This window comes from Pseudomonas sp. S1_E05 (genome assembly GCF_056337105.1).
In genome coordinates this window covers 4,436,355-4,457,401 of record NZ_JBFRHM010000001.1, presented here as the reverse complement: position 1 = coordinate 4,457,401, position 21,047 = coordinate 4,436,355, and the positions used below count along the sequence as shown (strand labels likewise).

Below are 21,047 nucleotides of genomic sequence, written 5' to 3'. Positions count from 1 at the left end.
TCTGTCATAAACCTTGGATAAGTTAGCCGCTCACGAACCGGGAGAGAGCGCGGACATGAACGCTGAAGTGAACTTGATGAGCAAGCGGGCACCGCATCCCCTGGCAGTAAACAGCGAATCGCTCCAGGTCCTGGCGCACTGGTTGAAGTCCAATGGAACGCGTCAGATCAGGGAACCTGATCCGCGCCGGACAATGATCGAGCGTTACCCTGCTGGTTTGTTCAGCGAGGCGGAACTGGATGCGTTGTGGGATGTGATAGAAGGATAAGAAGAATAAACAACGGATTGATCAAGACGCTGCCAGGATGGTGGCGTTTTTTATGTCTGAGCCTGTGAGCCCTTCATTTCAACGGCGCTTATAGCTTTTGCGCCTATCTTCAGACGATTCATGAAATTGACACAGACTTCCGGGCCCGACTAGGATGCCCTCCAACGCCTGTGGCCAACCGCCATGACTCAAAATAATAAAAAGGCCCGCCGCGATGTTTCGTGGGCGGGCCTTTTTGTTTCGAGGTGAAAAAAGAGTGCATCAGCGCCGTTTCAGCCGTTCGACACAGCGCGTATCCACCCGTAAACAGGAAAAAAACAAAATGTTAAATAAGCGAATCAGTCTGATCGCTCTGGGGATGTTGAGCGCTACTTCGGCTATGGCCAACGACCAAGCCGAGTCCAAGGGTTTTGTTGAAGACAGCAGCCTTAAAGTGCTGCTGCGCAATGCCTACATCAATCGTGACTACAAAGATGGTCGCCCGGATAAAGCCGAGTGGGGTCAAGGTGCAATCGGTACATTCTCCTCCGGTTTCACCCAAGGCACCGTAGGTGTGGGTGTGGACGCGTTCGGTTTGTACGCGCTGCGTCTGGATGGCGGCAAGGGCCGCACTGGCGCACAAGGCATCGACTTCTTCAAGAAGGGCGACAGCGGCAACGCGGCTGATGACCTGTCCAAGGGCGGCGCCGCGGTCAAGTTCCGTCTTTCCAGCACCGTGTTGACCTACGGCGACCAAATGCCGGCACTGCCCGTGTTGAGCTACGACAACGTGCGTCTGCTGCCAGAAAGCTACACCGGTACTTTGATCACCTCGAAAGAGATCAAGGGCCTGGAGCTGAACGCCGGTCGCTTCACTGCTGAATCGCGCAAAAGTGCCGAAGGTCGCGACAGCGGTGGCCTGAAGTCGATCAACGTATTGGGCGGTAGCTACCAGTTCACCGAACAGTTCAAGGCTGCGCTGTATGCGTCCGACGTTGAAGACGTGCTGAAGAAGCAATACGTCAACGCCAACTACGTGTTCCCGATCGACAAGGATCAGTCCCTGACCCTGGACTTCAACGGCTACCGGACCAAGCTGGACAATTCCTACGTCCGCGAAAACGGCGTAACCGGCGACGACAACAAAATCTGGAGCCTGGCGGCTACCTTCGCTACCGGCCCGCACTCGTTCACCATCGCGCACCAGCGCAGCACCGGTGACAGCAACCTGGGCTACGCCTACGGCGGCTACCAGAAGGATCAAGGTCGTGTGGGCGATGGCGGCAACACCATCTACCTGGCTAACTCCTACTGGTCCGACTTCAACGCCGAAGACGAACGCAGCTGGCAACTGGGCTACGGCCTGGACTTCAGTGCATTCGGCATTCCCGGCCTGAGCTACAACGTGGCCTACGTACGCGGTGACAACATCACCACGTCCACCAGCGAAGGCGGCACCGAGCGCGAGATCTTCAACCAGTTCAAGTACGTCGTACAAAGCGGCCCGGCCAAAGACCTGAGCGTGAAACTGCGTAGCTCGGTTCTGCGTGTGTCGCAGAAATCCAGCGAATACAACGTCAGCGGTAACGAACTGCGTGTGTTCGTGGACTACCCGATCAACATCTTCTGATGATTGCTCGGTGATAGAAGAAAGCCCCGACTGGTTCGGGGCTTTTTTCGTCTCGGGAGGGGCACATTTCGCGAAAAAATTGGTTGAGCACCCTACTTACCGAGTCTGCCACAGCACCTGTGGGAGCGGGCTTGCCCGCGATGGAGGTCAACGGTGACGCGGGTGGTCTGAATGCCTGCGTTGTATGGACGTTTTTTCGCGAGCAGGCCCGCGCCCACAGAGATATCCGCGCTTTAGTCGCTTCGGTTATGCATCGGCGCCTCCAGCACCTTCACCACATCATCAATGATCGCCTTACTCATATCCTGCAAAAAATGCGACGCCCAGGCATGGCGGTCGCTGTCGCGCACCATGGCGGCATCGGCTGCGAGCAGCTTGGAAATGTGCAGCAAATCCGAGGCGTGGGAGAGCGCGCTGATGATGGGAACATCCCGACAGACGCGGAACAGCGGTTCGTTGTTGTGGTAGCAGAAGGGGGTGTAACCGATGGTTTTCAGATCGCTGGGGCAGGTCATTGGGCACCTCCGGTTTTTGAGCCGAGGGTGATAGCGACCGCTACAGTCGAGGTACAAATTTTGGACGGAGTGATAGTGGGCATGCGAAAACTCCTGAATCAAAGTTTGAGCTGCCTATTCGTTATCAGGCGAATGGGTGGCAGCTATGCGCAGGCTGATAAACCGGAGATACAGGAATCCGGCAGACCCGAAGGTCTCCCACGCACAGCCGCCATAACACGGAAATGCTGGCACTAAAAAGCGCCGACAATCGTGATTGGAGGCGCTTGTGCGCCCGTATCTTACTCGGGTTATCAGACCCGGTCGCTGATTTGGCAGCGACGGTTTGAAAGTATCGGGAGATGGAGCGATGCACAATCGTGGCAAATGGTGTTTAAAGTAAAAATACATTACACCAAGTAACTAATGATGTTCCCGCCCCCACCTTTATCCCCATCCCCCACACGCCTACATTTAGCTCCAACACCTACCCATCATCCCGATGAGCAGGTCACTGGAGATCTTCCTCATGCCATTTGTAAGCGTACGCATTACCCGCGACGGCGTTACCTCTGAGCAGAAAGCTCAGGTGATCGCCGAAATCACAGAGACGTTGCAACGCGTGCTCAAGAAGGACCCGCACCTGACCCACATCGTGATCGAAGAAGTCGACACCGATAACTGGGGCTACGCCGGGATTACCACCACTGAGTATCGAAAACAGCTGGCGGAAGAGGGGGGCAAGTCGTGACGGCGCAGGTTTCCATCGACTTCATCTCCGACGTGGTGTGCCCATGGTGCGCATTGGGCGCGACGGCACTGGAGCAAGCGATTGCCAATGTGGCCGGTGAGATTTCGGTTGAGCTGACCTACAAGCCATTCGAGCTGAACCCGAACATGCCCGCCGAAGGCGAAAAAGCCGTCGAGCACTTGATGCGTAAATACGGACGCACCGCGCAAGACGTGGCAGCTGGCAAGGCCATGCAGATCGCTCGCGGTGAAGCCCTCGGCTTCAAGTTCGATCTGGAGAAACGCAGCCATTTCTACAACACCTTCGATGCCCATCGTTTGTTGTTCTGGGCATTGCAGGAGGGGCGGCAGGTGGCACTGAAGAAGATTCTTCTGCGCGCCTACTTCACCGACGGCCAGAACCCGAGTGACCGCCAGACCCTGGTTAGCCTGGCTGCCGAAGCCGGTCTGGATGCAGCCGCGGCGCAAGAAGTGTTGGCCAGCGGGGCGTATGCCCAGGAAGTGCGTGAACTGGAAGGGTTTTACCAGCAGCGCGGCATCAACTCGGTCCCGGCCATGGTCCTCAACGGTCGTCACCTGGTGTCGGGTTCGCAATCGGTCGAGTACTACGAACAGATGTTGAGACAAATGGCCGAGGCCCCCGCCGAAGCCTGATTACTTTCTAAATCATTTATTTGCAGAGGTTCATCATGAGCAATTCGAAAAAAGTCATCGTTATCACTGGCGCCTCCCAAGGTCTGGGCGCAGGCATGGTCAAGGCATTCCGTGACCTGGACTACAAAGTCGTCGCCACCTCGCGTTCGATCAAACCGTCCACCGACCCGGACATCCTCACCGTGGCCGGCGACATCGGTAACCCGGAAGTCGCGCAAAAAGTCATCCGCGAAGCCATCGAACGTTTCGGTCGCGTCGACACCCTGATCAACAACGCCGGCATCTTCGTCGCCAAACCGTTCACCCAGTACACCGCCGAAGACTACGCCAACGTGCTGTCGGTAAACCTGAACGGCTTCTTCTACATCACTCAACTCGCCATCGCCGAAATGGAAAAACACGGCAGCGGCCACGTGGTGAACATCACCACCAGCCTGGTCGACCACGCCATCGACGGCGTGCCATCGGTGTTGGCTTCGCTGACCAAAGGCGGCCTGAACGCCGCGACCAAATCCCTGGCGATCGAATACGCCAAGCGCGGCATCCGGGTAAACGCGGTCAGCCCAGGCATCATCAAGACGCCGATGCACGGCGAAGAAACCCACGCGGCACTGGGCGCCCTGCATCCGGTTGGGCACATGGGCGAAATCAGCGACATTGCGCAGGCGGTGGTGTACCTGGACTCGGCCAACTTCGTGACGGGTGAAATCCTGCACGTGGATGGTGGGCAGAGCGCCGGGCACTGATTGTTCCACGCCTGGAAATGACAAAGCCCTCGTAGTGATACGGGGGCTTTGTTCGGGCTGTATTTAAGCCATATCTGGTTTCACAAGCGCTCCAGCAACCAGAGGCTTCTCGCGACGACCTGTTTATTCAAGCGAGCGCCAGCCGGTGTAAGATGCCCGATAAATGCTCATCATCGAGGCTGTCATGACCGGGATTTCCCTGAATCTGCCGGAAGACCTTTCGAACTCTCTCGCGGATCTGGCCAAGACGAATGGCCAAACCGTGAGCGACCTCGCGGTGGATGTTCTTCGCGATTACATCGAGCATGAGAGAACGCTGGCTGCGCAAATTGAGTTGGCGGTGGAAGAAGCCGACCAAGGTCAATTCGCCTCAGACGATCAGGTTGCAGCGATGCGGGCCCGGCGCTGGAGTAGGCATGCGGGTTGAGTGGCTTGAAAGAGCGCTCAAAAACCTGGAAGACGAAGCAAATTAAATTTCGCTCGAAAATCCCGAGGCTGCAGACGCTTTCTCGGATGCAATTTTCGCGAGTGTAGACACGCTTGCAAGATTCCCGCCCTAGGCCGCGATGGTCGCGTCAAGCACACGCGAGAGTGGGTAGTGCCCAATTGGTCTTATCTTATCCCCTATCGTGTCCGCGGTGATCGCCTTCAAATCCTTGGTGTGTTTCATACGCAGCGTCCTCGCACCAAGTGGTAGGTAAGTAGGCACTTTTTGCGTGGGCGAGGCGCTTCAAGATTAGCCTGCTGGAGCTGGCTAATCATGATCATTTTCGCGGGTCTAAAACTTTACTCGTCTGATTCACTGATTGGTGTGAACTGAGCCAGGAAAGCCTTTGATCGCGGGCAATTCGCGGGTAAAAACTGCCAGCAAGATCGATATACCTGAATACTGGTGACCTGTTTGGGGGCAGGCCGGGAGAAAATGACCATGAGCGCGGGGCATCAAAGCATGCTGCCCATGAAATTATCCCGTTTTATTCATCAGCCATAATTATTGTCAGCTCATAATTCAGCATAAAATTGGGACGTGATTCTTTGTGACGCGAGTGATGAATTCGAGATGTTGTCAAGGGGGTGACAGGCTTTTCGAAATAGGGAAAGGAAGGAGAGAACGAGGTGTAAAAAACACCCGGTTTCAGAAACAACAAAGCCCTCGTATTTCTACGAGGGCTTCGTTTTGTATGGTGCGGCACCAGGAGTCGAAAAATCGGACTTTTTTAATTCAATACAATGAGATAACAGCTATGGTTAATCTGCTATACCCCTAAAGCTACCCTAAGATTTTGCAGTTTTTTCGCTAGGGATTATTCCCATAGCAGGTGCAACGATGTGGTTAATAAATTTCAGAGTCTGCTTTTAGACTTTTGGCCTGCTGAGAGCCATCTTTAAAATCAGGCCGAAGTCGTAAATTTCTTTGATTTAGGCTGCTAAAGCTGCATTTGAGTTATACAAAATTCTCTAAAAATTCCGCGAGAGCATCTCCTTGGGAGTCTACCTGAGAGGAAAGCATGTTAATTCCCCATTGGTTAAGAATGGCTTCTTGGACGGGGTTTGGTCTAGGTGAAAATATGTATGACCGAGGCTGTGCCTCACTATTGCAGTTGGCCTTCCAGATTTTGGATAACTTGTAGAATAGGAACCTTAAATTTATATCGGCAAGTCGGTAACCAATGAATAGTACTGATTTGCCAAGCACGTCCGATCGCAATTTAATATCTAGAGGTGTTTCGAATTCTAATCTTTCAAAATAACTAGTTTCATCAAGTACTATCGAGGTGTCATCATCGAAGTCTCCGTGAAACTTAATTATTTGAGTGCTTCCAGGTCTTATTTTAGTTACGTCAGATACTGATGCTATTTTGGTGTATGGCTTTTGGAAGTGATCGAATGTGTTTTCGAGCCATCGATCATAGTTTGTAGTATAAATTATTGGAAAGTTGGCTTTTGCAATCAGTTCATGAATTTTCGACGATTCGATATTGATAGTCGGAGCATGCCAGCTTCGGTCCATCCAGCTTCGGAGGGGACCGATACTACCTTTTTTGATCCTATAATATTCGGCAAGGGCGTAATGATCGCCAAATGTCTTATAAATCTCAGGGTCATACCCTAGTTCTTGAGCGATTTTGTCGATCAGTTCGCCCCAAGATGGAAGCCCCAGATTGGTGGATACTCCAGCACCAACGAAAAGTATAACGTTGCCTTGCTTAAAAGATGATAGTAACTGTTCCATCAAGTATTTCCATCTTTAAGAAACTGTTTAAATTTATCGAATGCAATACGCCTCATCGATATGTCATTTTTTCTATCCCCCATTTCCGCGAAAGTTTCAGTAAAGCCTTCTGGAATAAAAACACAATCCCACTGAAAGTCTCTGTTTCCTCGGGGTTCAGCAGATATGGTGCCTTTTATTGCACCTTCAAAAAGATGGATTTTCATAGAGTCGCAATATCCAATTATCGTTTTTGCGACCAAGTTAGTATTTTCCCCGGATCCAAACAGGGTCGAAAATTTGTCAGCTTGAAGCTTGTCCCAAAAAATCTGTGTTAATCCACCTGGGAAGCCATTGAGGCTGTCAATATAGAGACCAGTATGCTCGACGAAAACAGGACGTCCTATTATATTGAAAGCCTTCAGTAATTTATCTCTGACCAAACTATCAACATTCTCAGTTTGGATTTCATCAATTGAGTATCGGGCAGCAACGACCTCTACTCCAGTATCCTGAAGTATTTGTTGGACTTCTTGGACTTTGAAGTTGTTTTTTGAAACAAATCTAATTTTCATTTTGATCTTCCATGAAGCTATATTTTCTTTGTAAGGTCAGCATGTTCTCGAGGATGGCACTATTTTCTGTTTCTTTATAGAACTCATTATAGTCATCGCTAATGCTCGCACCGTGAATTGCCGGATTGTCCGAGCAAATAACGAATGGTACACCGAATTTTATGAACTCGCATACAGGGTGGGACTCGCTTGATTTTACAGCACCTGTTAGGCGGTTGCTAATAGGGCATACCTCTACACATATATCGCGCTTGTGCATCAATTCCATGATTTTAGTTGATTTGAATGCGGCTGTACCGTGTCCAATCCTGTCAGCATCAAACTCGGTGATAGCTTCTATAATATTTTGGGGGTTGCCTGTTTCCCCTGCGTGTATAGTGACTTTTAATCCTAAATCAGATTTTGCTTTCCGATATAACTGAGGGAGCTCTGTTGGAGATACGGTATCTTCGTTGCCAGCTAAATCTAGTCCTACTATTATTCCGGGCTTACCAATAGATGCATAAGCGGCTAAGAGGGTACGTAGATGTTCCGCAGCGTAATCCCCGCGTGAAACCGTTAATATCAGCCCGCCCCTAATACCGTATTTTAATGAGGCGCTGTAAATCTCTTCGGTCAACCACAAGAGCGCCTCGGGTACTGTGACGTTATTAAGGAGTGCAAGATAAATTACGCTACTCCGTAACTCGACAAACTTTACATTCTGAGCTGCTAGGTTTTCGAATGCACTAAAAACCATTAAATTGAGAGCTGTGCGACCTTGAGGAATAAGCCTTAAAACTTGCCAAGGCTTTAGATATGTCTGAAGGTCAGGGGAAGGTGTAAACCTGGTGAGGTCTCTTTCTAAATTAAAATTATCAGGAATTTCTGCTCCCTGCTGCTGGAGTAAATCAATAACTAGGCGAGTACTGACGAGGCCATTTAAGTGTACGTGTAGCTCACCCTTTTCCATGCTTTTAAAATCGTGTTCCATCAGAGAGGTCTTCATCAATAAAAAGTTGATCTAGAGGCTAAATTGCGCTGGTAATATGAAGGGTGCGAAATAGGCAGTAAAGATCTCTAGGCTTATAATTGGTAACAAGGCTTTAGACGCAGTTACAAGCTGAAAATCCTTGGGTGACGATTTTATTAGATCCGGACTCATCGAGTCCGGACGTACTGCTGGGGGGCATCCCATACCCCCTTTTGATATATTGGTCCAGAAGCTAATTATCTTGGAAATTACTTCAAGAGCTCAATTCGCTTTCTTCTAAACTTGAACCAATAACGGATAGCTCAAAGTTGTTAACTTCGGCCATCACATAGGCCAGATGGTGGCTAGTGTCATTGGTAATCCATTGTGGGTGACCCCCCATACACTCTTTCTTGCTGCATTCTAAAATACGGTTATCACCCCAGCTAAAGGTTTCCCCCATATAGTATCTAGACTCAACAACAGTTTTGGCGAGCCCCCACATTTGTTGACCTTTTCCAGGAAGCTTCATGGAGTGACCGCGAACTATGAAAAAGTGCTTATCGATCGTATATCTGATTTTTCCATTAGCGTGAGGGTTTCGAATGCCTTCGTTACTCGACGGACCTCGTACACCATAGTCACTATAGATGATCCGCAATTTCGGATTGCTTTGACGGATCGCTTGCCATACCAACATTTCTTTGCGTGGAATGATATCTGATGTATCGGGTTTCTTTACAGCTAGATCAATTGATTTAGGCAGTGAGCATCCTGATACAGCAATGTAGCTGAATGCGTATTTTTCAAGGATAGAAAGAATTGAATCTACCTTATCCAGCATGTCTACAACGGACCAACCGGTCACGTCGCCAAAATCAATTAGGCAAGAGCAGTTGCTTGGTTCAAGTGACAAACCGTCTAAGATAGACTCAATGTTCTCTTCGAAAAACTCTGGCTCTTCGGTGTCCTCTAAGGCTTGAAGATCAAGGCGTATACAGGATTGATGTAAAAGTTCTGGATCTAAGTTTTGTAGTGCCAATCGATAAGCTTGGTTTTCCCAGCGGTCATATCCGATTATTGGACGGATATTAACTCCGAGCGCAGTGAGTCTGCCATAAATATATTGGACGATATGCTCTCCAGACTCTACAGTCGCGTCTGGTTGCCAATGGAAGGCATCGACCATCGATGTTCTGCCTTTCCATACAGCGGCAATCCTATCAGTCACTTCGTTTAGGTACGCTGTGGTCAGATGAGCGCATCCTTCAAAACGCTTTGCTTCAGTAATGTTCTTGCCGATACGTGGGATTTCAAACAAAGGGCAAGTTCGGTCGGCAGTTATCTTGCTCATTTGAGCAACTGCTTTGAATTCGCTATCCATTGCTTTGAGAACAGGTATGTATCGAGGGGTCATTTGAAAACCTCGTAATCAGCTGTGGATAAAAACAACGATTTTACTTGGTGCTGCCCTGTCAAATCTGGAAAGCTACTATAATTTCCAGATTCTTTCCTCAATCTACCGGCAATTATAGCTGGATGGATTCTAAGCTCTCTTGCTAATGCCTCTATGTTTTCTCTATTTGGGGAGATAAAGGCATCACTTCTTCTCCAGATTCCTCTAGGAATAAATGCCTCTCGCGCCAATCGATTGGCTTCCGCCTCACGCCGATCCTCCGACTCTGTATTAAGATCGTCTAAAAAGGCATCTTCATTCCCTACATGCTTCCAAATATGGGCGACCTCATGAAGCAGCGTGAACCAGAAGTTGTCTAGCCTATCGTATCTCAGTGTTAACGCGACAATTGGAGTGCCATCATTATCTTTCAGAGCTGCACCGTCCAATTGAGTGCCTTTAAGGTGAGGCTCAATTACTACTGCTATTCCTTGCCTTTCCAAATACTCTACAGCAAGTAGCGGGCCGCGTTCCGACCAGCTAAGTTGTGCGAGCTCTCTTAAAAAATTGCTGGAAATATTTTCACTGTTGAACGGGCCAAGTTTTGGTTTTCTTATACGTGCGGATTGTATTACTCTAGCTAGCCAAGCATAAAGGGAGTATTGGGTTGTTGGAGATTTTGCTTCTCCCGAAAGCGTTCTTCGAAATGCTGCGGCTCCGAACTGTAATCCTGCGTCTGAGATGAAATGTTTAACAATATCTTCAACCGAAGTTTTTGCTTGAAATGAAAAGTTTTGCAGCCATCCCCTACGTGTCATTTCTTTAATTGGAAATTTCGACCAATCTATATCTTGTTTTGTTTGCTCGTTATCAGGGCTTGATAAACCTATAAGAGTTTCTGCAGATATGCCCAGTCCAAGTGATAACGCTCGAATCATTTGAACGGTTAAAGGTCTTTTTCTATTTAAAACTTCTGAAACCCGACTGCTGGTACCGAAGTAGGGAACGAGGTCTGCCTGCTTCAATCCCTTTTCTTGCATGCGAAAGAGAATTGCATCAATTGGATCTGGCGGCTCAACTGGGTACTTACTATTTTCGTAGGCTTCAAGTAGGACAGTGAGTACTTCAAGTCTGTCACTATCAGTAGTGTAAAGGGATGGATTTTTGGCCATCAGTACCTGAACTTCTTCAAGGTATGCTCGGTACTGTTCGTCTGTCCGGATAACCTTAGTGTCCATGGGTGTCTTCGCTAACTTTTAGATCTGTAATAAGGGCTACACCCTGCGGGAAGACGATTAACAGTTGTATCGTTAAGCCGCCATTACATACAGGGAATAAAAACGTACCATTGCCAGTGTTTTTGGCATTTGGGAATTGGCTGCTCACTTCAGTGGGATGCTTCCAGTGAGCGCTCATGACCTCAGACGCCCAGGTTCGCACCCACTTCTCAATTTCGCTGCCGATGCCTTTCAAGCTGGCTAGCTTTTCACGTCCGATGAGTCGCATATTTTTTCTTCCCGATTTGGGAGGATAATGCTCGGATTAGATAAGGCTGTCAATATCCCAATTTGGGAAAACTATCTATGCGTAAGCGTCAGTGCTTTTCCCACGAAGGCTTTCGCGTGATGGTTGGCTCTCTTGGGGTGGGGCGGAAATCCACAAGGTCGTTTCTCCTTGTTTTGACTGACTATCATTCCCACAAGCTATGGGTCTAGAGCAGACAATTTGATGGTACGTAACGTCCAGGTCTTTCCGGCCCTTTTGCAAACCAAATGCGCGGTAACCAGATAGTAGGCCCGTGTGTAGGGGGAGTGCTGGGCTAGATGAATGTCGAAAAACCAGACGAGATGCTTTCGTTGCCAGGTCCAAGGATTGTCTCGTTGCCAGCGATCAGAGATCGCCGCTTGAATGATCTTTGCCTGGCGTATATGACGCTCGCGTGTGGCATGCGATCCGGTCAGGACGGCAGCCAGGAAAAGCTCGATGTCGAATGGCTTACTCACGTCCTACCGCCGATATAAGCTGACACAATGTCGACCCTGCCGTGGCCCAGTTCATAGCTGATTTTGGTTCTGGTTTCCTGATCGAGACGCGGGTCGAGCTGGTAGCATCTGCCTCCGTTGATCGGCGCTTGATGGTGGGAGAGCTGCTCATAGCGTTCGCACGCATAGGCCGCCCGCAATTCGTGAAACCCTTTAAGGTTGTGCGTATGGAGGATGTCCCGGGCAGGCCGAACGACGCACTGCCTGAAGTCGCGAAAGCTTTCGTGCGGAGCTAACAGGTTGCGGCTACCGTCGGGCGAGACTTGTTCGGCAAACCTCAGCGCGTCACGAATATGATCATCTACCGTAATCCATCGATGTGCCGACGCACCCGAGCGCCCACCTTTGGTGCCATCCTGGATGTTGATCCTGCCGAATTGGTTTGCCTCACGTTTTAGGCGTACAAGGTCGGCCAAGATAGCCTCTCGCAAGCGCATTCCGGTGGCTCTTGCCAACTGTGTAATAGCGGCGGCACGGGGATGCTGTTCGCGAAGCGCGTCGATAATGCGTATCACCTGTTCACGATCCTGACCTTGCGGTATCGCTGAGCGGACCGTGGTGCGCTGCATTCCCAGCTCTTTGCTCGGACTCGGTACTTTTACATACTGATCACCGCGAAGCGCGGCCATGGTCCGATTCACACTAGACAGTCGGTTTTGTGCAGTGGCGATGGCCAGCTCGCCTTGTTCAACTTGATTTCGGAGGTGCCCGGCGTAGTCCTGCAAGGTCTGCCGATCAATTTGCCGCGCATCGTTGAACCCCGGTCCATCTTTTGATCGACACCATCGTACAAATGCTTGCCACCGATCACTGTGTGCTTTGACGGTCCCGTAATGCCCGTCGCCAAACAGATCTCGTAGCGCTTGCGGCCCGGCATAGCTCAGTTGCCGACCATAGCCAAAATTGCGCCCGTCACGTTTACCTACCAGTGCCATGATCGAACTCCTCTCGAAGCCAAAACTTTTAAAACCTTCCCCACGTCATCCCGCCAAGGATGTTGAGTGTTATCAGGGATCAAGGCCCCTGCGACCTGTGAGGTTTGTCCACTAACGCGGGACTGACGGCTCTTTACGACCGGGAGCTTGGGCATCTCATGATCTGGCCTCCTGAACACCTCCGAAGAGGTGGGCGGGTGGAGGCTGCACTGGCTTACGAGACCAGCGCCGCGAGATCCTGAGTCGGGTGAAGGCAGTGATGCGATGACCGGGGCATGCCTGACTGTCAGTCAGGTGCAGTCCATTCCGTCGGCTGCGGCACCATCATCTGCATCGCTGTTGCTAGTGACTTCGGTGTTTGTCACGCCGATTGTCACGAGGGGGAATGCCGCAAAGCCCTGTACGAGTTGGGCTGCAGCAGTGGTAGGAGCGCCCGTCTCTTTCCGGAAGAAAGAGACGGGCGCAGGTTGGCGCAAGGAAATGGCCAAGCGGATAGGTTGCTGCAGGGCAGCTATGAAAGGGAATGAGTTGCCGCAGTGGGCACACTGATAAAAGTAGGCATCCATCACATCGCTGTGACCGTGCGAGCCGCCGGACGCTAATCGCACTTTGGGAGAACCACCACGGTGTGGCGTAGCCTTAAAGGTTCTGGCTACCTGGGTTGCTGTCAACGACAGCGCTTTGCCAGATCTTTTCTACGCCTGTGGATAATTCGGGTCAAGACTCGAATTTTCGGGAGTTCTGCGGCTGTGGATGAAATTATCCACCGGTGGAAATCAGTGGTTTTCCACAGACAGTTGCGCGGGCTTTAGATTTTTTAAGTGAGGTCCATCCAAGCAGGGCGGCTTTGCAGCCCTGCTTGGATGGACCCGCGTGAACAAGCGGATCACTCAAATATGAAGACCGAGTGCTTACTCAGTTGCGCCACGTTTTGCTTTTAAGCGAGTGACGTTCGCTCCGGTCTGGTTCGCGAATTCGTGTGGAGTGACATGCTCCTGCCGGTTGGCCTCCAGGTACCGGCTCCACCAGTTCATGATCAGCCTGCGCTCCTCGATGAACTCGGCCTTGTGGATGTAAGCGGCGCGGACGTTGTTGCGCTCCTTGTGGCTCATTTGCCTTTCAATGGCGGTCTCGGACCACAGCCCTGACTCGATCAGTGCGCTGCAGGCCATCGAACGAAACCCATGTCCGCAGATATCGGTTTTGGTGTCGTATCCCATCGTCCGAAGCGCGTTGTTCACGGTATTTTCGGACATGGGCTTCCAGGGTTTGGCATCCCCTGCGAAGACCAATGCGAATTTGCCTGTGAGTGCATGGATTTTTTCGAGTAGCGCCACTGCTTGCGGCGATAAGGGTACTAAATGGATATCCCCTGCCATCTTCGTACCCCTTGTGGAAAAGGGTACTCCCTCCAGCGCGGGTCGAGTGTCCGGTATCTCCCAGGTGCCGCGCTTGAGGTCGAACTCGCTCCAGCGGGCGAAACGCAGCTCGCTGGATCGTACAAACACATGCAGCGACAGCATCACCGTCAGACGGGTAAGTGCCCGGCCTTTATAGGTGTCGATCCGCTCCTGCAGTTCCGGCAGTCGCGATAAGGGTAGAGCGGGGCGATGTACCACCCGCGGGGCTTTGATCAAGCCTTCGAGGTCGTAGGCAGGGTTTGCGGTTATAAGTCGGAGGCGTTTTGCCTCGCGCATGATGCTCTGCAGGTAGTTTTGTACCCTTAAAGCAACGTCTATCGTTCCGCGCTTCTTGATTGCTTCCAGGGGCTGCATGAGGTCATGGGTGTCGAGGTCGACAATGGCGCGGGCGCCGATCAGCGGGAACACGTGGGTTTTGAGGCGGCTCATCACAGTCTTGGAGTGGCCTGGTGCCCACTTGGCCGACATTTCCGTATGCCAGTCGAGCGCAACGCTTTCAAAGGTTCTGCCTTTGATTACGGCTTCCGCCTTGGCTTGGTGCTTGGTCTCTATGGGATCAATGCCGTCCGCCAGCATTCGCTTGATTTCCAAGCGCTTGCGGCGTGCATCGGCGAGGCCAATGACGGGGTAGTTGCCGAACGAGGTCAGTCCTTCGCGTCCGTCAGGTTTGACGTAACGGAGCCGCCAGCCTTTGCGGCCATTGGGTTGGACTAGGAGGTAGAGGCCATCGCCGTCGAAAAGCTTGTAGGCGTGGTCTGTAGGTTTTGCCAAGCGGCAAGCTGCGTCGGAGAGCGGAGCTGTGGTGCGCGACATAAGGGTACTCCCTTTTATCGAAGTGACCTGTATCCCAAACTCTACCCTTAAAACGGTTGGAATCCACCAGTTTCTGACGGAAACCGATGGAACGCTAAAACGAAAAAACCCGCCAGAAGGCGGGTTTTTCGGGGGTTCCAGAGATTTTGAAAGCTTTCTATGGAACCTTGTATGGTGCCGGCACCAGGAGTCGAACCCGGGACCTACTGATTACAAGTCAGTTGCTCTACCAACTGAGCTATACCGGCGTGTTAGGGCGACGATTATAGCGATTGGGCGGCTTCTGTAAACCCCTGAATTCAGACTATTTTTACGTGGGTGTCGGGCCGGCCTCGCGGATGCTTGCGCGGGGCCGGCCGGGGGGTGGATTACACGCCGTTTTTGACCGCGTTGATCAAGTCCTGGCTCAGTACCTGGGCGGGGGCAACTTGCACGCTTTGCGTGTAGAACGGCGGCAGGTTCTGGGCCAGTGTCGATAACGTTTGTGCCGTGGTGTTGCCGGGTAGCAGCACGTATTGCAGGTTCGACGGATAGCTCTGGGGCACCGGGCCTTCCATGGTGGATCCGTAGGCGCCGAAGGTCATGACGGCTTGCGGGGTTGTCGGGTCGGGGGCGTAGAGGAAAACAAAGGTGCCGTACTTGGGATGGGTTAGGTATTCGCCTGCTTCAGCGCGCACAGCCGGGTCGGGGTCGTTCATCAGGGTCCAGCGCATGACTGCGTAGTTGCGGGTGGTTTCCATGAAGGCTGTGCGAATCGGCGACTGGTACTCCGCTCCGCCCTGGCACACCAGAAGGTTGCCGAATGGATCAATCAATGCCACCGAGTTGAATACCTTGCTCTGTTGCGCGGTTTTCAGCAGTGGCGGGGCGAGTTCGGCGCCGGGATCGCGGGGGTTGGCCGATTGAACGGTCAGCGCGAACGGGCTGAGGGCCGTGAGTGCCTGGCGGACTTTGCTATTGGCGGGCAAGGTGGCGGGGTTTTTCAGCTGATCGGGTGGCAGGCCGCTGTTGTTGCTGGCGTCGCGCACGGTGTTGACGCTTGCAGAGAAGATGGAGCTGCAGAGGAAGTACGCCGCCGAATCGATGCTCTGGCCACCGAACACCGGGCTGGTCGAACCCTGATACGCCCGGCTGACCGGCGCTGCAATGGCGTAGTAGGCCCAAGTGCTCTGCGCTTGCTGGCGGATTTTCGGGGCAAGCGTCGGAAAGTTGAACTGGCTGTTGTAGTTGATGCCGGCGTAGTCATCGATCGCACTGACGGCGACGTTGAATCCTGCTGTCAGCAGTGAACCGGCGCACATGGCGCAGGGGTCCAGCGTGGTGACGATGGTTAACTGATTGGGCGGTGGCAGGCTCAGCCGCGCCGCATTCTGGTAATACCAGTCCACCAGCTGCCGCTCGCCGTGGGCGGTGGGGTCGTGGGGCAGGAAGAAAGTCGTGGTGTTACCGGGAAACGGCATCAGCACGTTGTTGTGCATCACGGCGATCAGTTCGCCCGTGGCGTTGTTGATGATGGCGCCGCCCACGGCGAAGGTCTGTTGCAACGCGGCGTAGATGGCTTGGTTGGCGACGGTGTCGACGGCTTCCTGCGCACTGTTCAATGTGCTCATTTTTTCTCGCTCCTTGCTGTCCTTGAGCGTCAGTGAGTTCTGACGTTTGGCAACAATAGTCGAGGATTTCCAGGCGGTTTATGTTCTTTTGGCTTAATGCTTATGCACAACGGAATGTCTATTGCACTTGACGCCACGCGAAAATGTGGATCTGTTCTCATTTGACCGCAAATAACTGTTTTTGCGGTTTTTTCTACCCATGTACGAAAATTGAACAGATGGGTTTCAGCAGTGAAACAGGCGAATAGATTGGATCCATGATTTTTAGTCAACAGAGTTATCCACAGGCTGCGTAGGATTAATCGCGTTCGGCGAGCAGCAAGAAATTACGTGGCGTGAGCGGCGTTTCGCAGAAGGTTCCGAGGCGAACGGTGTAACCCTGCTGTCTGAGGAAAAGTGCTCGATCCAGCACCAGCCAAAGCTCCAGTGGGCGTCGGAAAAGTCCGCGCACGAGCTCCACGTTGCGCACTTCAGCCAATCGCCGCCAGCCAGCGGCTTCAACGGCCGGCCAATCCTGGGTTCCGATTGTGGATAACTCCTTGAGTGCGGCCAGATGATGGCAGTATTCGGGGAAGGGTTTATCCAGCCAGGCACTGGGCAGCGACGGTGTGGGCAAGTATTCATCCACCCCGCGCAGTTGCCGCTGCAGCAGGTCGAATGCCAGGCGGCGGGCCATGGAGGTGTCGCGCTGACGGCGGACGCGGGCGCCGGCGGTGACGGTTTCACTCATCGGCAGTGAGAGATCGTCGAGATTGAGCTGTAGCTCGGAGTGAGCCGCCACCGAGGACATCGCCTGATAGTGCGTCAGACGGATTCGGTTATAGCAGCACGGCGCGACGGCCAACTGTTTGCAGCCTGCGGCGCTGGCGAGCTGGAGCAGTCGCACGTGCAAATCGCCACAAGCGTGCAGCGCCACTGGCGTATGGCCTGCGCTCAATAACGAGGCTGCCTCGGGTGCGAGCACGTTTTGCTCGACATGCCGTGCAATCAAATGATGACGCTGGCTGAGGGCCTGACCACTGACCAACAGGGCCGGATCATATTCAACGCACGTGAGCGCCTGACCGGTCTGCAGCAACCGTCGCCCCAGGTGGCCCTTGCCGGAGCACCAATCCAGCCAATGTGTTGCAGGCCTGGTGAACGACAACCGACTGGCGAACGCCTCGATTTGCTGCCATTTGCGCCCCGGAACATCGACATTCAATCGATGCACGGCCGCTTCGAGGGCCTGCCCTGGCAATTGCCCCACTGCGCTGAGTTCAATGGACCGCGCCGCCAGCGAAGCAAACGGCTCAGGTGCTTGTTCCAGAAACGCGGGTTGGTTATGCGCGCTTTCCGCCGCTTCCAATGACCTGGCACGCAGCCATGCGGCCATCGCGGGGTAGGACGCTTCCCAAGGAAGTTGCAGATGAGTGAACGGCCTGGGTTTCCACAGCGCCTGATGCTCGAGCAGAAAAGCATCCAGCGCCATGAATCGGGCGAGCAGGGCCTCGCCCGTCAGTACATCGCCATCAACGACCCTGGCAGGCATCGACGCGCAACCAGCGCTCCAGCTGCTTGAAGCCGTGCACCAGGACAAAGGTCATCAACAGGTAGAACATGCCGGCGGCAAAGAAGATCTCCACCGGCAAGTAGGTCCTGGCAATGATGGTGCGCGCCATGCCGGTCAGTTCCAGCAACGTCACGGTGCTGGCCAGGGCACTGGCCTTGAGCATCAGGATCACTTCGTTGCTGTAGGCCGGCAAGCCGATACGCGCTGCGCGAGGCAGGATGATGTAGAACAACGCCTTGCTGCGGGACATGCCCAGCGCGCGTGCCGCTTCGATCTCGCCCGGTGGAATGGCCTGGATTGCACCGCGCAGGATTTCTGCAATGTAGGCGGCGGTGTGCAACGTCATGGTTGCCGTGGCACACCAGAATGGATCGCGCAGGTAGGGCCACAACGAACTGTTACGTACGGCGTCGAACTGCGCCAGGCCGTAGTAGACCAGGAACAGTTGAACCAGCAGCGGCGTACCACGGAAAAAGAAGATGTAGCCGTAGGGAAAAGCCCGCACCCACCACAGGCGCGACGAGCGTGCGATGCCCAGCGGGATGGCCAGCAGCAGGCCGGCGATGACCGCGATGGCCACCAGTTCCAGGGTCAGTGTCGCGCCCTGAGCCAGTCTCGGCAGCCACTTGATGATGACTTCCCAGTTCATTGGGTGCTCCTCGCGAAGCCGCGAGCGGCGCGTTTTTCCATGAAGTGCATGCCGGCCATGGCAAGTACGGTGAGACCCAGGTACATGAACGCGGCCACCATGTAGAAGGTGAATGGCTGCTTGGACACGGTCACGCCGATCTGCGCGTGGCGCATGATTTCTTCCAGGCCGATGACCGACACCAATGCGGTGTCCTTCATCAGGATCATGAACAGGTTGCCCAGCCCGGGCAGGGCGATGCGCCACATCTGCGGCATGATCAACTTGGTGAAGATTCGCCACTTCGACAGGCCCAGGGCCACGCCGGCCTCACGATGACCTTTGGGGATGGCGAGAATTGCGCCGCGAAACACTTCAGTGGCATAGGCACCGAAGCACAGCCCCAGCGCAATCACGCCGGCAGCGAAGGCATTGAGTTCAAGGTCGGGATTGCCGAAGAACTCACCCAGGGCACGCATCAGGTTGACTGTGCCGAAGTAGATCAGCAGCACCCAGAGCAATTCCGGGATGCCGCGAACCAATGTCGAATAAGTGCCGCCAAGCCATTGCAGGGGCTTGTACGGGGAAGTCTTGGCCAGGGCGCCGAGCAAACCCAGCACCAGCCCCAGGCATAGGGCCGAGAGTGCCAGTTTTACCGTCATCAGCGCGCCAGCGGCAAGCGCCGGGCCGAATCCGTAGAGGTCGATAATCATGTATTTCTTTTCAAATCGCGGCAGGCAAGGCCGGGGACCGGCGCCGCTTCAAGCGACGCCGCTCCGGCAGGTCAGTATCAGTAGATGCTGAACGGGAAGTACTTGTCGTTGATTTTCTTGTAGGTGCCATCAGCGACGATTTCTTTCAGCGCAGCGTTCAGCTTCTCGCGCAGCGGGTCGCCTTTACGCACGGCGATACCGATCTTGTCGCTTTCTTCCACCGGGTCGCCCTTGAATTCGTAGGACTTGCCGGCGTCGCTTTTCAGCCACTCGTAGTTGACGTACTTGTCGGCGAGGATGCCGTCCAGGCGGCCGGAGGTCAGGTCGAGGTAGGCGTTTTCCTGGGTGTCGTAGAGCTTCAGTTCAACGCCAGGCATGTGGTCTTCCATCCAGGTGCCGGCGAGGGTCGCACGTTGTGCGCCGATCACTTTGCCTTTCAGGGAAGCTTCATCGATCTTGAAGTCGACGTCTTTCTTGGCAATGAACTGCAGTTTGTTCGAGTAGTACGGGTCGGTGAAGTCCACCGCTTGCTTGCGCTCGTCGGTGATCGACATCGAGGAAATCAGGAAGTCGAACTTCTTGGCGTTCAGGGCCGGGATGATGCCGTCCCAGTCGGAGGTGACCACGGTGCAGTCGACTTTCATCTTGGCGCACAGGGCGTCGCCGATTTCCTTGTCGAAGCCGACGACGTTGCCGCTGGCATCCTTGTTGTTGAACGGCGGGTAGGCCGCTTCGATGCCCATCTTCAAGGTTTCGGCCATGGCGCCGGCGCTGAACGCCAGGGTGACGGCGGCGGCCAGGAAGACCTTTTTATAGTTCTGCATGTGGGTAGCTCCGTTAGCGGTTGCTGGACATGAATTGTTTGCAGCGCGCCGAAAGCGGGTTTTCGAACACCTGCTGTGGCGATCCTTGCTCTTCTACCAGGCCCTGGTGGAGGAACACCACTTCGCTGGACACCTGACGAGCAAAGCTCATTTCGTGGGTGACCAGCAACATGGTGCGGCCTTCTTCGGCCAGTGCGCGGATGACATTAAGTACTTCCTGGACCATTTCCGGGTCAAGGGCGGAGGTGGGCTCGTCGAACAGGATCACCTTGGGTTGCATCGCCAGCGTGCGGGCGATGGCGGCGCGTTGTTGCTGGCCACCTGAAAGTTGCGCCGGGTAGGCGTGGCGCTTGTCGGCGATGCCGACCTTGGCCAGCAGGGCTTCGGCGACCTCGATGGCCTCGGCCTTGCTTTGGCCGAGCACACGGCGCGGTGCTTCGATGATGTTGTCGAGCACGCTCATGTGCGGCCACAGATTAAAGTTTTGAAACACAAAACCAATCTCGCTGCGCAGGCGATTGATCTGTTTATTGTCGGCGGCGTGCAACTCGCCGTTTTTGGCGGCTTTGAGCTTGAGCTCCTCACCGGCGACCAGAATCTGCCCCTGATGCGGGTTTTCCAGCAGGTTGATGCAGCGCAGGAAGGTGGACTTGCCGGAGCCGGAGGAGCCCAGGATCGAGATCACATCGCCGTCACGGGCGGTCAGCGATATGCCTTTGAGCACCTCAAGCTGTCCGTAGCGTTTGTGCAAGTCGCGGATTTCAAGCGCGGGCGTGGCCTCAGCCATGTGCGTTCCTCATAGTGTGATGCGCTCCTGCTGTTGGCGGGCCTTCCTGACGAGGCGGCCAACCTA

At 53.6% G+C, this 21,047-nt stretch carries 21 protein-coding genes, 1 tRNA gene and 1 pseudogene; 7 read left to right on the top strand and 16 right to left on the bottom strand.

The window, feature by feature from the left end; genetic code table 11:
- Nucleotides 1-55: 55 nt before the first annotated feature.
- Nucleotides 56-268 carry a hypothetical protein gene (locus AB4N33_RS20490; RefSeq protein ID WP_476458128.1) on the top strand — a complete coding sequence of 71 codons (213 nt, stop codon included), beginning with the start codon at nucleotides 56-58 and terminating at the stop codon, nucleotides 266-268.
- A 322-nt stretch (nucleotides 269-590) separates the two neighbouring features.
- A complete protein-coding gene (locus AB4N33_RS20485; RefSeq protein ID WP_460140502.1) occupies nucleotides 591-1,877 on the top strand; it encodes an OprD family porin in 1,287 nt (428 codons plus the stop codon).
- Nucleotides 1,878-2,110: 233 nt separating this feature from the next.
- Here the strand turns inward: AB4N33_RS20485 and AB4N33_RS20480 are convergent, their stop codons facing one another.
- On the bottom strand, nucleotides 2,111-2,392 hold the full coding sequence (locus AB4N33_RS20480; RefSeq protein WP_476458127.1) for a DUF3077 domain-containing protein: 282 nt from the start codon (nucleotides 2,390-2,392) through the stop codon (nucleotides 2,111-2,113).
- Nucleotides 2,393-2,900: 508 nt separating this feature from the next.
- Between AB4N33_RS20480 and AB4N33_RS20475 the strand changes: the two genes are divergently transcribed.
- The 5 genes and pseudogenes from AB4N33_RS20475 (at nucleotide 2,901) to AB4N33_RS20455 (ending at nucleotide 5,218) form a co-directional block, all read left to right on the top strand.
- Nucleotides 2,901-3,122 carry a tautomerase family protein gene (locus AB4N33_RS20475; protein ID WP_476458126.1) on the top strand — a complete coding sequence of 74 codons (222 nt, stop codon included), beginning with the start codon at nucleotides 2,901-2,903 and terminating at the stop codon, nucleotides 3,120-3,122.
- Nucleotides 3,119-3,775, top strand: a complete 657-nt coding sequence (locus AB4N33_RS20470) for a DsbA family oxidoreductase (RefSeq protein WP_460140499.1) — start codon at nucleotides 3,119-3,121, stop codon at nucleotides 3,773-3,775. The genes AB4N33_RS20475 and AB4N33_RS20470 overlap by 4 nt, the downstream gene beginning before the upstream one ends.
- Nucleotides 3,776-3,810: 35 nt before the next feature.
- Nucleotides 3,811-4,521 (top strand): SDR family NAD(P)-dependent oxidoreductase, encoded by a 711-nt coding sequence (locus AB4N33_RS20465; protein WP_476458125.1) that lies wholly within the window; start codon nucleotides 3,811-3,813, stop codon nucleotides 4,519-4,521.
- Between the two features lie 184 nt (nucleotides 4,522-4,705).
- Nucleotides 4,706-4,948: a CopG family ribbon-helix-helix protein gene (locus tag AB4N33_RS20460; protein WP_476458840.1), complete on the top strand. Its 243-nt coding sequence runs from the start codon at nucleotides 4,706-4,708 to the stop codon at nucleotides 4,946-4,948.
- Nucleotides 4,949-4,994: 46 nt separating this feature from the next.
- Nucleotides 4,995-5,218, top strand: a pseudogene (locus tag AB4N33_RS20455) (type II toxin-antitoxin system RelE/ParE family toxin).
- 747 nt (nucleotides 5,219-5,965) lie between these two features.
- Here the strand turns inward: AB4N33_RS20455 and AB4N33_RS20450 are convergent.
- The 15 genes from AB4N33_RS20450 to AB4N33_RS20380 form a co-directional block, all read right to left on the bottom strand.
- Entirely contained in the window at nucleotides 5,966-6,754 is a 789-nt protein-coding gene (locus tag AB4N33_RS20450; protein WP_112196099.1) for an SIR2 family NAD-dependent protein deacylase, read from the bottom strand.
- On the bottom strand, nucleotides 6,754-7,308 hold the full coding sequence (locus tag AB4N33_RS20445) for a non-canonical purine NTP pyrophosphatase (RefSeq protein ID WP_112196100.1): 555 nt from the start codon (nucleotides 7,306-7,308) through the stop codon (nucleotides 6,754-6,756). The genes AB4N33_RS20450 and AB4N33_RS20445 overlap by 1 nt, the downstream gene beginning before the upstream one ends.
- A complete protein-coding gene (locus tag AB4N33_RS20440) occupies nucleotides 7,298-8,281 on the bottom strand; it encodes an adenosine deaminase family protein (RefSeq protein ID WP_112196978.1) in 984 nt (327 codons plus the stop codon). Before AB4N33_RS20440 ends, AB4N33_RS20445 begins: the two co-directional genes overlap by 11 nt.
- 253 nt (nucleotides 8,282-8,534) lie before the next feature.
- Nucleotides 8,535-9,677, bottom strand: coding sequence for a beta family protein (locus AB4N33_RS20435; RefSeq protein WP_112196101.1), 1,143 nt, complete (start codon nucleotides 9,675-9,677; stop codon nucleotides 8,535-8,537).
- Nucleotides 9,674-10,894 (bottom strand): ImmA/IrrE family metallo-endopeptidase, encoded by a 1,221-nt coding sequence (locus AB4N33_RS20430; protein ID WP_112196102.1) that lies wholly within the window; start codon nucleotides 10,892-10,894, stop codon nucleotides 9,674-9,676. Before AB4N33_RS20430 ends, AB4N33_RS20435 begins: the two co-directional genes overlap by 4 nt.
- On the bottom strand, nucleotides 10,884-11,162 hold the full coding sequence (locus AB4N33_RS20425; protein ID WP_058418254.1) for a type II toxin-antitoxin system HigB family toxin: 279 nt from the start codon (nucleotides 11,160-11,162) through the stop codon (nucleotides 10,884-10,886). The genes AB4N33_RS20430 and AB4N33_RS20425 overlap by 11 nt, the downstream gene beginning before the upstream one ends.
- A gap of 493 nt (nucleotides 11,163-11,655) precedes the next feature.
- Entirely contained in the window at nucleotides 11,656-12,633 is a 978-nt protein-coding gene (locus tag AB4N33_RS20420; protein ID WP_476458124.1) for an integrase domain-containing protein, read from the bottom strand.
- A gap of 911 nt (nucleotides 12,634-13,544) precedes the next feature.
- Nucleotides 13,545-14,867, bottom strand: coding sequence for a tyrosine-type recombinase/integrase (locus AB4N33_RS20415; protein WP_476458123.1), 1,323 nt, complete (start codon nucleotides 14,865-14,867; stop codon nucleotides 13,545-13,547).
- A 172-nt stretch (nucleotides 14,868-15,039) separates the two neighbouring features.
- Nucleotides 15,040-15,115: transfer RNA gene (locus AB4N33_RS20410), tRNA-Thr, on the bottom strand.
- 120 nt (nucleotides 15,116-15,235) lie between these two features.
- Nucleotides 15,236-16,477 carry a nucleoside deaminase gene (locus tag AB4N33_RS20405; RefSeq protein WP_476458122.1) on the bottom strand — a complete coding sequence of 414 codons (1,242 nt, stop codon included), beginning with the start codon at nucleotides 16,475-16,477 and terminating at the stop codon, nucleotides 15,236-15,238.
- Nucleotides 16,478-16,775: 298 nt separating this feature from the next.
- Entirely contained in the window at nucleotides 16,776-18,008 is a 1,233-nt protein-coding gene (locus tag AB4N33_RS20400) for a methyltransferase (RefSeq protein WP_476458121.1), read from the bottom strand.
- The gene (locus AB4N33_RS20395; RefSeq protein WP_476458120.1) at nucleotides 17,989-18,678 is read right to left on the bottom strand and encodes an ABC transporter permease; all 690 of its coding nucleotides are present in this window, start codon (nucleotides 18,676-18,678) and stop codon (nucleotides 17,989-17,991) included. The genes AB4N33_RS20400 and AB4N33_RS20395 overlap by 20 nt, the downstream gene beginning before the upstream one ends.
- A complete protein-coding gene (locus AB4N33_RS20390; protein ID WP_476458119.1) occupies nucleotides 18,675-19,370 on the bottom strand; it encodes an ABC transporter permease in 696 nt (231 codons plus the stop codon). Before AB4N33_RS20390 ends, AB4N33_RS20395 begins: the two co-directional genes overlap by 4 nt.
- Nucleotides 19,371-19,447: 77 nt before the next feature.
- Nucleotides 19,448-20,194, bottom strand: a complete 747-nt coding sequence (locus tag AB4N33_RS20385) for an ABC transporter substrate-binding protein (protein ID WP_476458118.1) — start codon at nucleotides 20,192-20,194, stop codon at nucleotides 19,448-19,450.
- A gap of 13 nt (nucleotides 20,195-20,207) precedes the next feature.
- Nucleotides 20,208-20,981, bottom strand: coding sequence for an ABC transporter ATP-binding protein (locus AB4N33_RS20380; protein WP_460118979.1), 774 nt, complete (start codon nucleotides 20,979-20,981; stop codon nucleotides 20,208-20,210).
- Between the last annotated feature and the right edge of the window lie 66 nt (nucleotides 20,982-21,047).

Excerpts from the sequence above, each read along its gene's own strand:
- AB4N33_RS20380 (WP_460118979.1), bottom strand. The coding sequence starts at position 20,981 with ATGGCTGAGGCCACGCCCGCGCTTGAAATCCGCGACTTGCACAAACGC.
- AB4N33_RS20405 (WP_476458122.1), bottom strand. The coding sequence starts at position 16,477 with ATGAGCACATTGAACAGTGCGCAGGAAGCCGTCGACACCGTCGCCAAC.
- AB4N33_RS20415 (WP_476458123.1), bottom strand. The coding sequence starts at position 14,867 with ATGTCGCGCACCACAGCTCCGCTCTCCGACGCAGCTTGCCGCTTGGCA.
- AB4N33_RS20435 (WP_112196101.1), bottom strand. The coding sequence starts at position 9,677 with ATGACCCCTCGATACATACCTGTTCTCAAAGCAATGGATAGCGAATTC.
- AB4N33_RS20460 (WP_476458840.1), top strand. The coding sequence starts at position 4,706 with ATGACCGGGATTTCCCTGAATCTGCCGGAAGACCTTTCGAACTCTCTC.
- AB4N33_RS20445 (WP_112196100.1), bottom strand. The coding sequence starts at position 7,308 with ATGAAAATTAGATTTGTTTCAAAAAACAACTTCAAAGTCCAAGAAGTC.
- AB4N33_RS20385 (WP_476458118.1), bottom strand. The coding sequence starts at position 20,194 with ATGCAGAACTATAAAAAGGTCTTCCTGGCCGCCGCCGTCACCCTGGCG.
- AB4N33_RS20465 (WP_476458125.1), top strand. The coding sequence starts at position 3,811 with ATGAGCAATTCGAAAAAAGTCATCGTTATCACTGGCGCCTCCCAAGGT.
- AB4N33_RS20485 (WP_460140502.1), top strand. The coding sequence starts at position 591 with ATGTTAAATAAGCGAATCAGTCTGATCGCTCTGGGGATGTTGAGCGCT.
- AB4N33_RS20430 (WP_112196102.1), bottom strand. The coding sequence starts at position 10,894 with ATGGACACTAAGGTTATCCGGACAGACGAACAGTACCGAGCATACCTT.
- AB4N33_RS20395 (WP_476458120.1), bottom strand. The coding sequence starts at position 18,678 with ATGAACTGGGAAGTCATCATCAAGTGGCTGCCGAGACTGGCTCAGGGC.
- AB4N33_RS20400 (WP_476458121.1), bottom strand. The coding sequence starts at position 18,008 with ATGCCTGCCAGGGTCGTTGATGGCGATGTACTGACGGGCGAGGCCCTG.
- AB4N33_RS20390 (WP_476458119.1), bottom strand. The coding sequence starts at position 19,370 with ATGATTATCGACCTCTACGGATTCGGCCCGGCGCTTGCCGCTGGCGCG.
- AB4N33_RS20440 (WP_112196978.1), bottom strand. The coding sequence starts at position 8,281 with ATGGAACACGATTTTAAAAGCATGGAAAAGGGTGAGCTACACGTACAC.
- AB4N33_RS20425 (WP_058418254.1), bottom strand. The coding sequence starts at position 11,162 with ATGCGACTCATCGGACGTGAAAAGCTAGCCAGCTTGAAAGGCATCGGC.
- AB4N33_RS20480 (WP_476458127.1), bottom strand. The coding sequence starts at position 2,392 with ATGACCTGCCCCAGCGATCTGAAAACCATCGGTTACACCCCCTTCTGC.
- AB4N33_RS20420 (WP_476458124.1), bottom strand. The coding sequence starts at position 12,633 with ATGGCACTGGTAGGTAAACGTGACGGGCGCAATTTTGGCTATGGTCGG.
- AB4N33_RS20475 (WP_476458126.1), top strand. The coding sequence starts at position 2,901 with ATGCCATTTGTAAGCGTACGCATTACCCGCGACGGCGTTACCTCTGAG.
- AB4N33_RS20450 (WP_112196099.1), bottom strand. The coding sequence starts at position 6,754 with ATGGAACAGTTACTATCATCTTTTAAGCAAGGCAACGTTATACTTTTC.
- AB4N33_RS20490 (WP_476458128.1), top strand. The coding sequence starts at position 56 with ATGAACGCTGAAGTGAACTTGATGAGCAAGCGGGCACCGCATCCCCTG.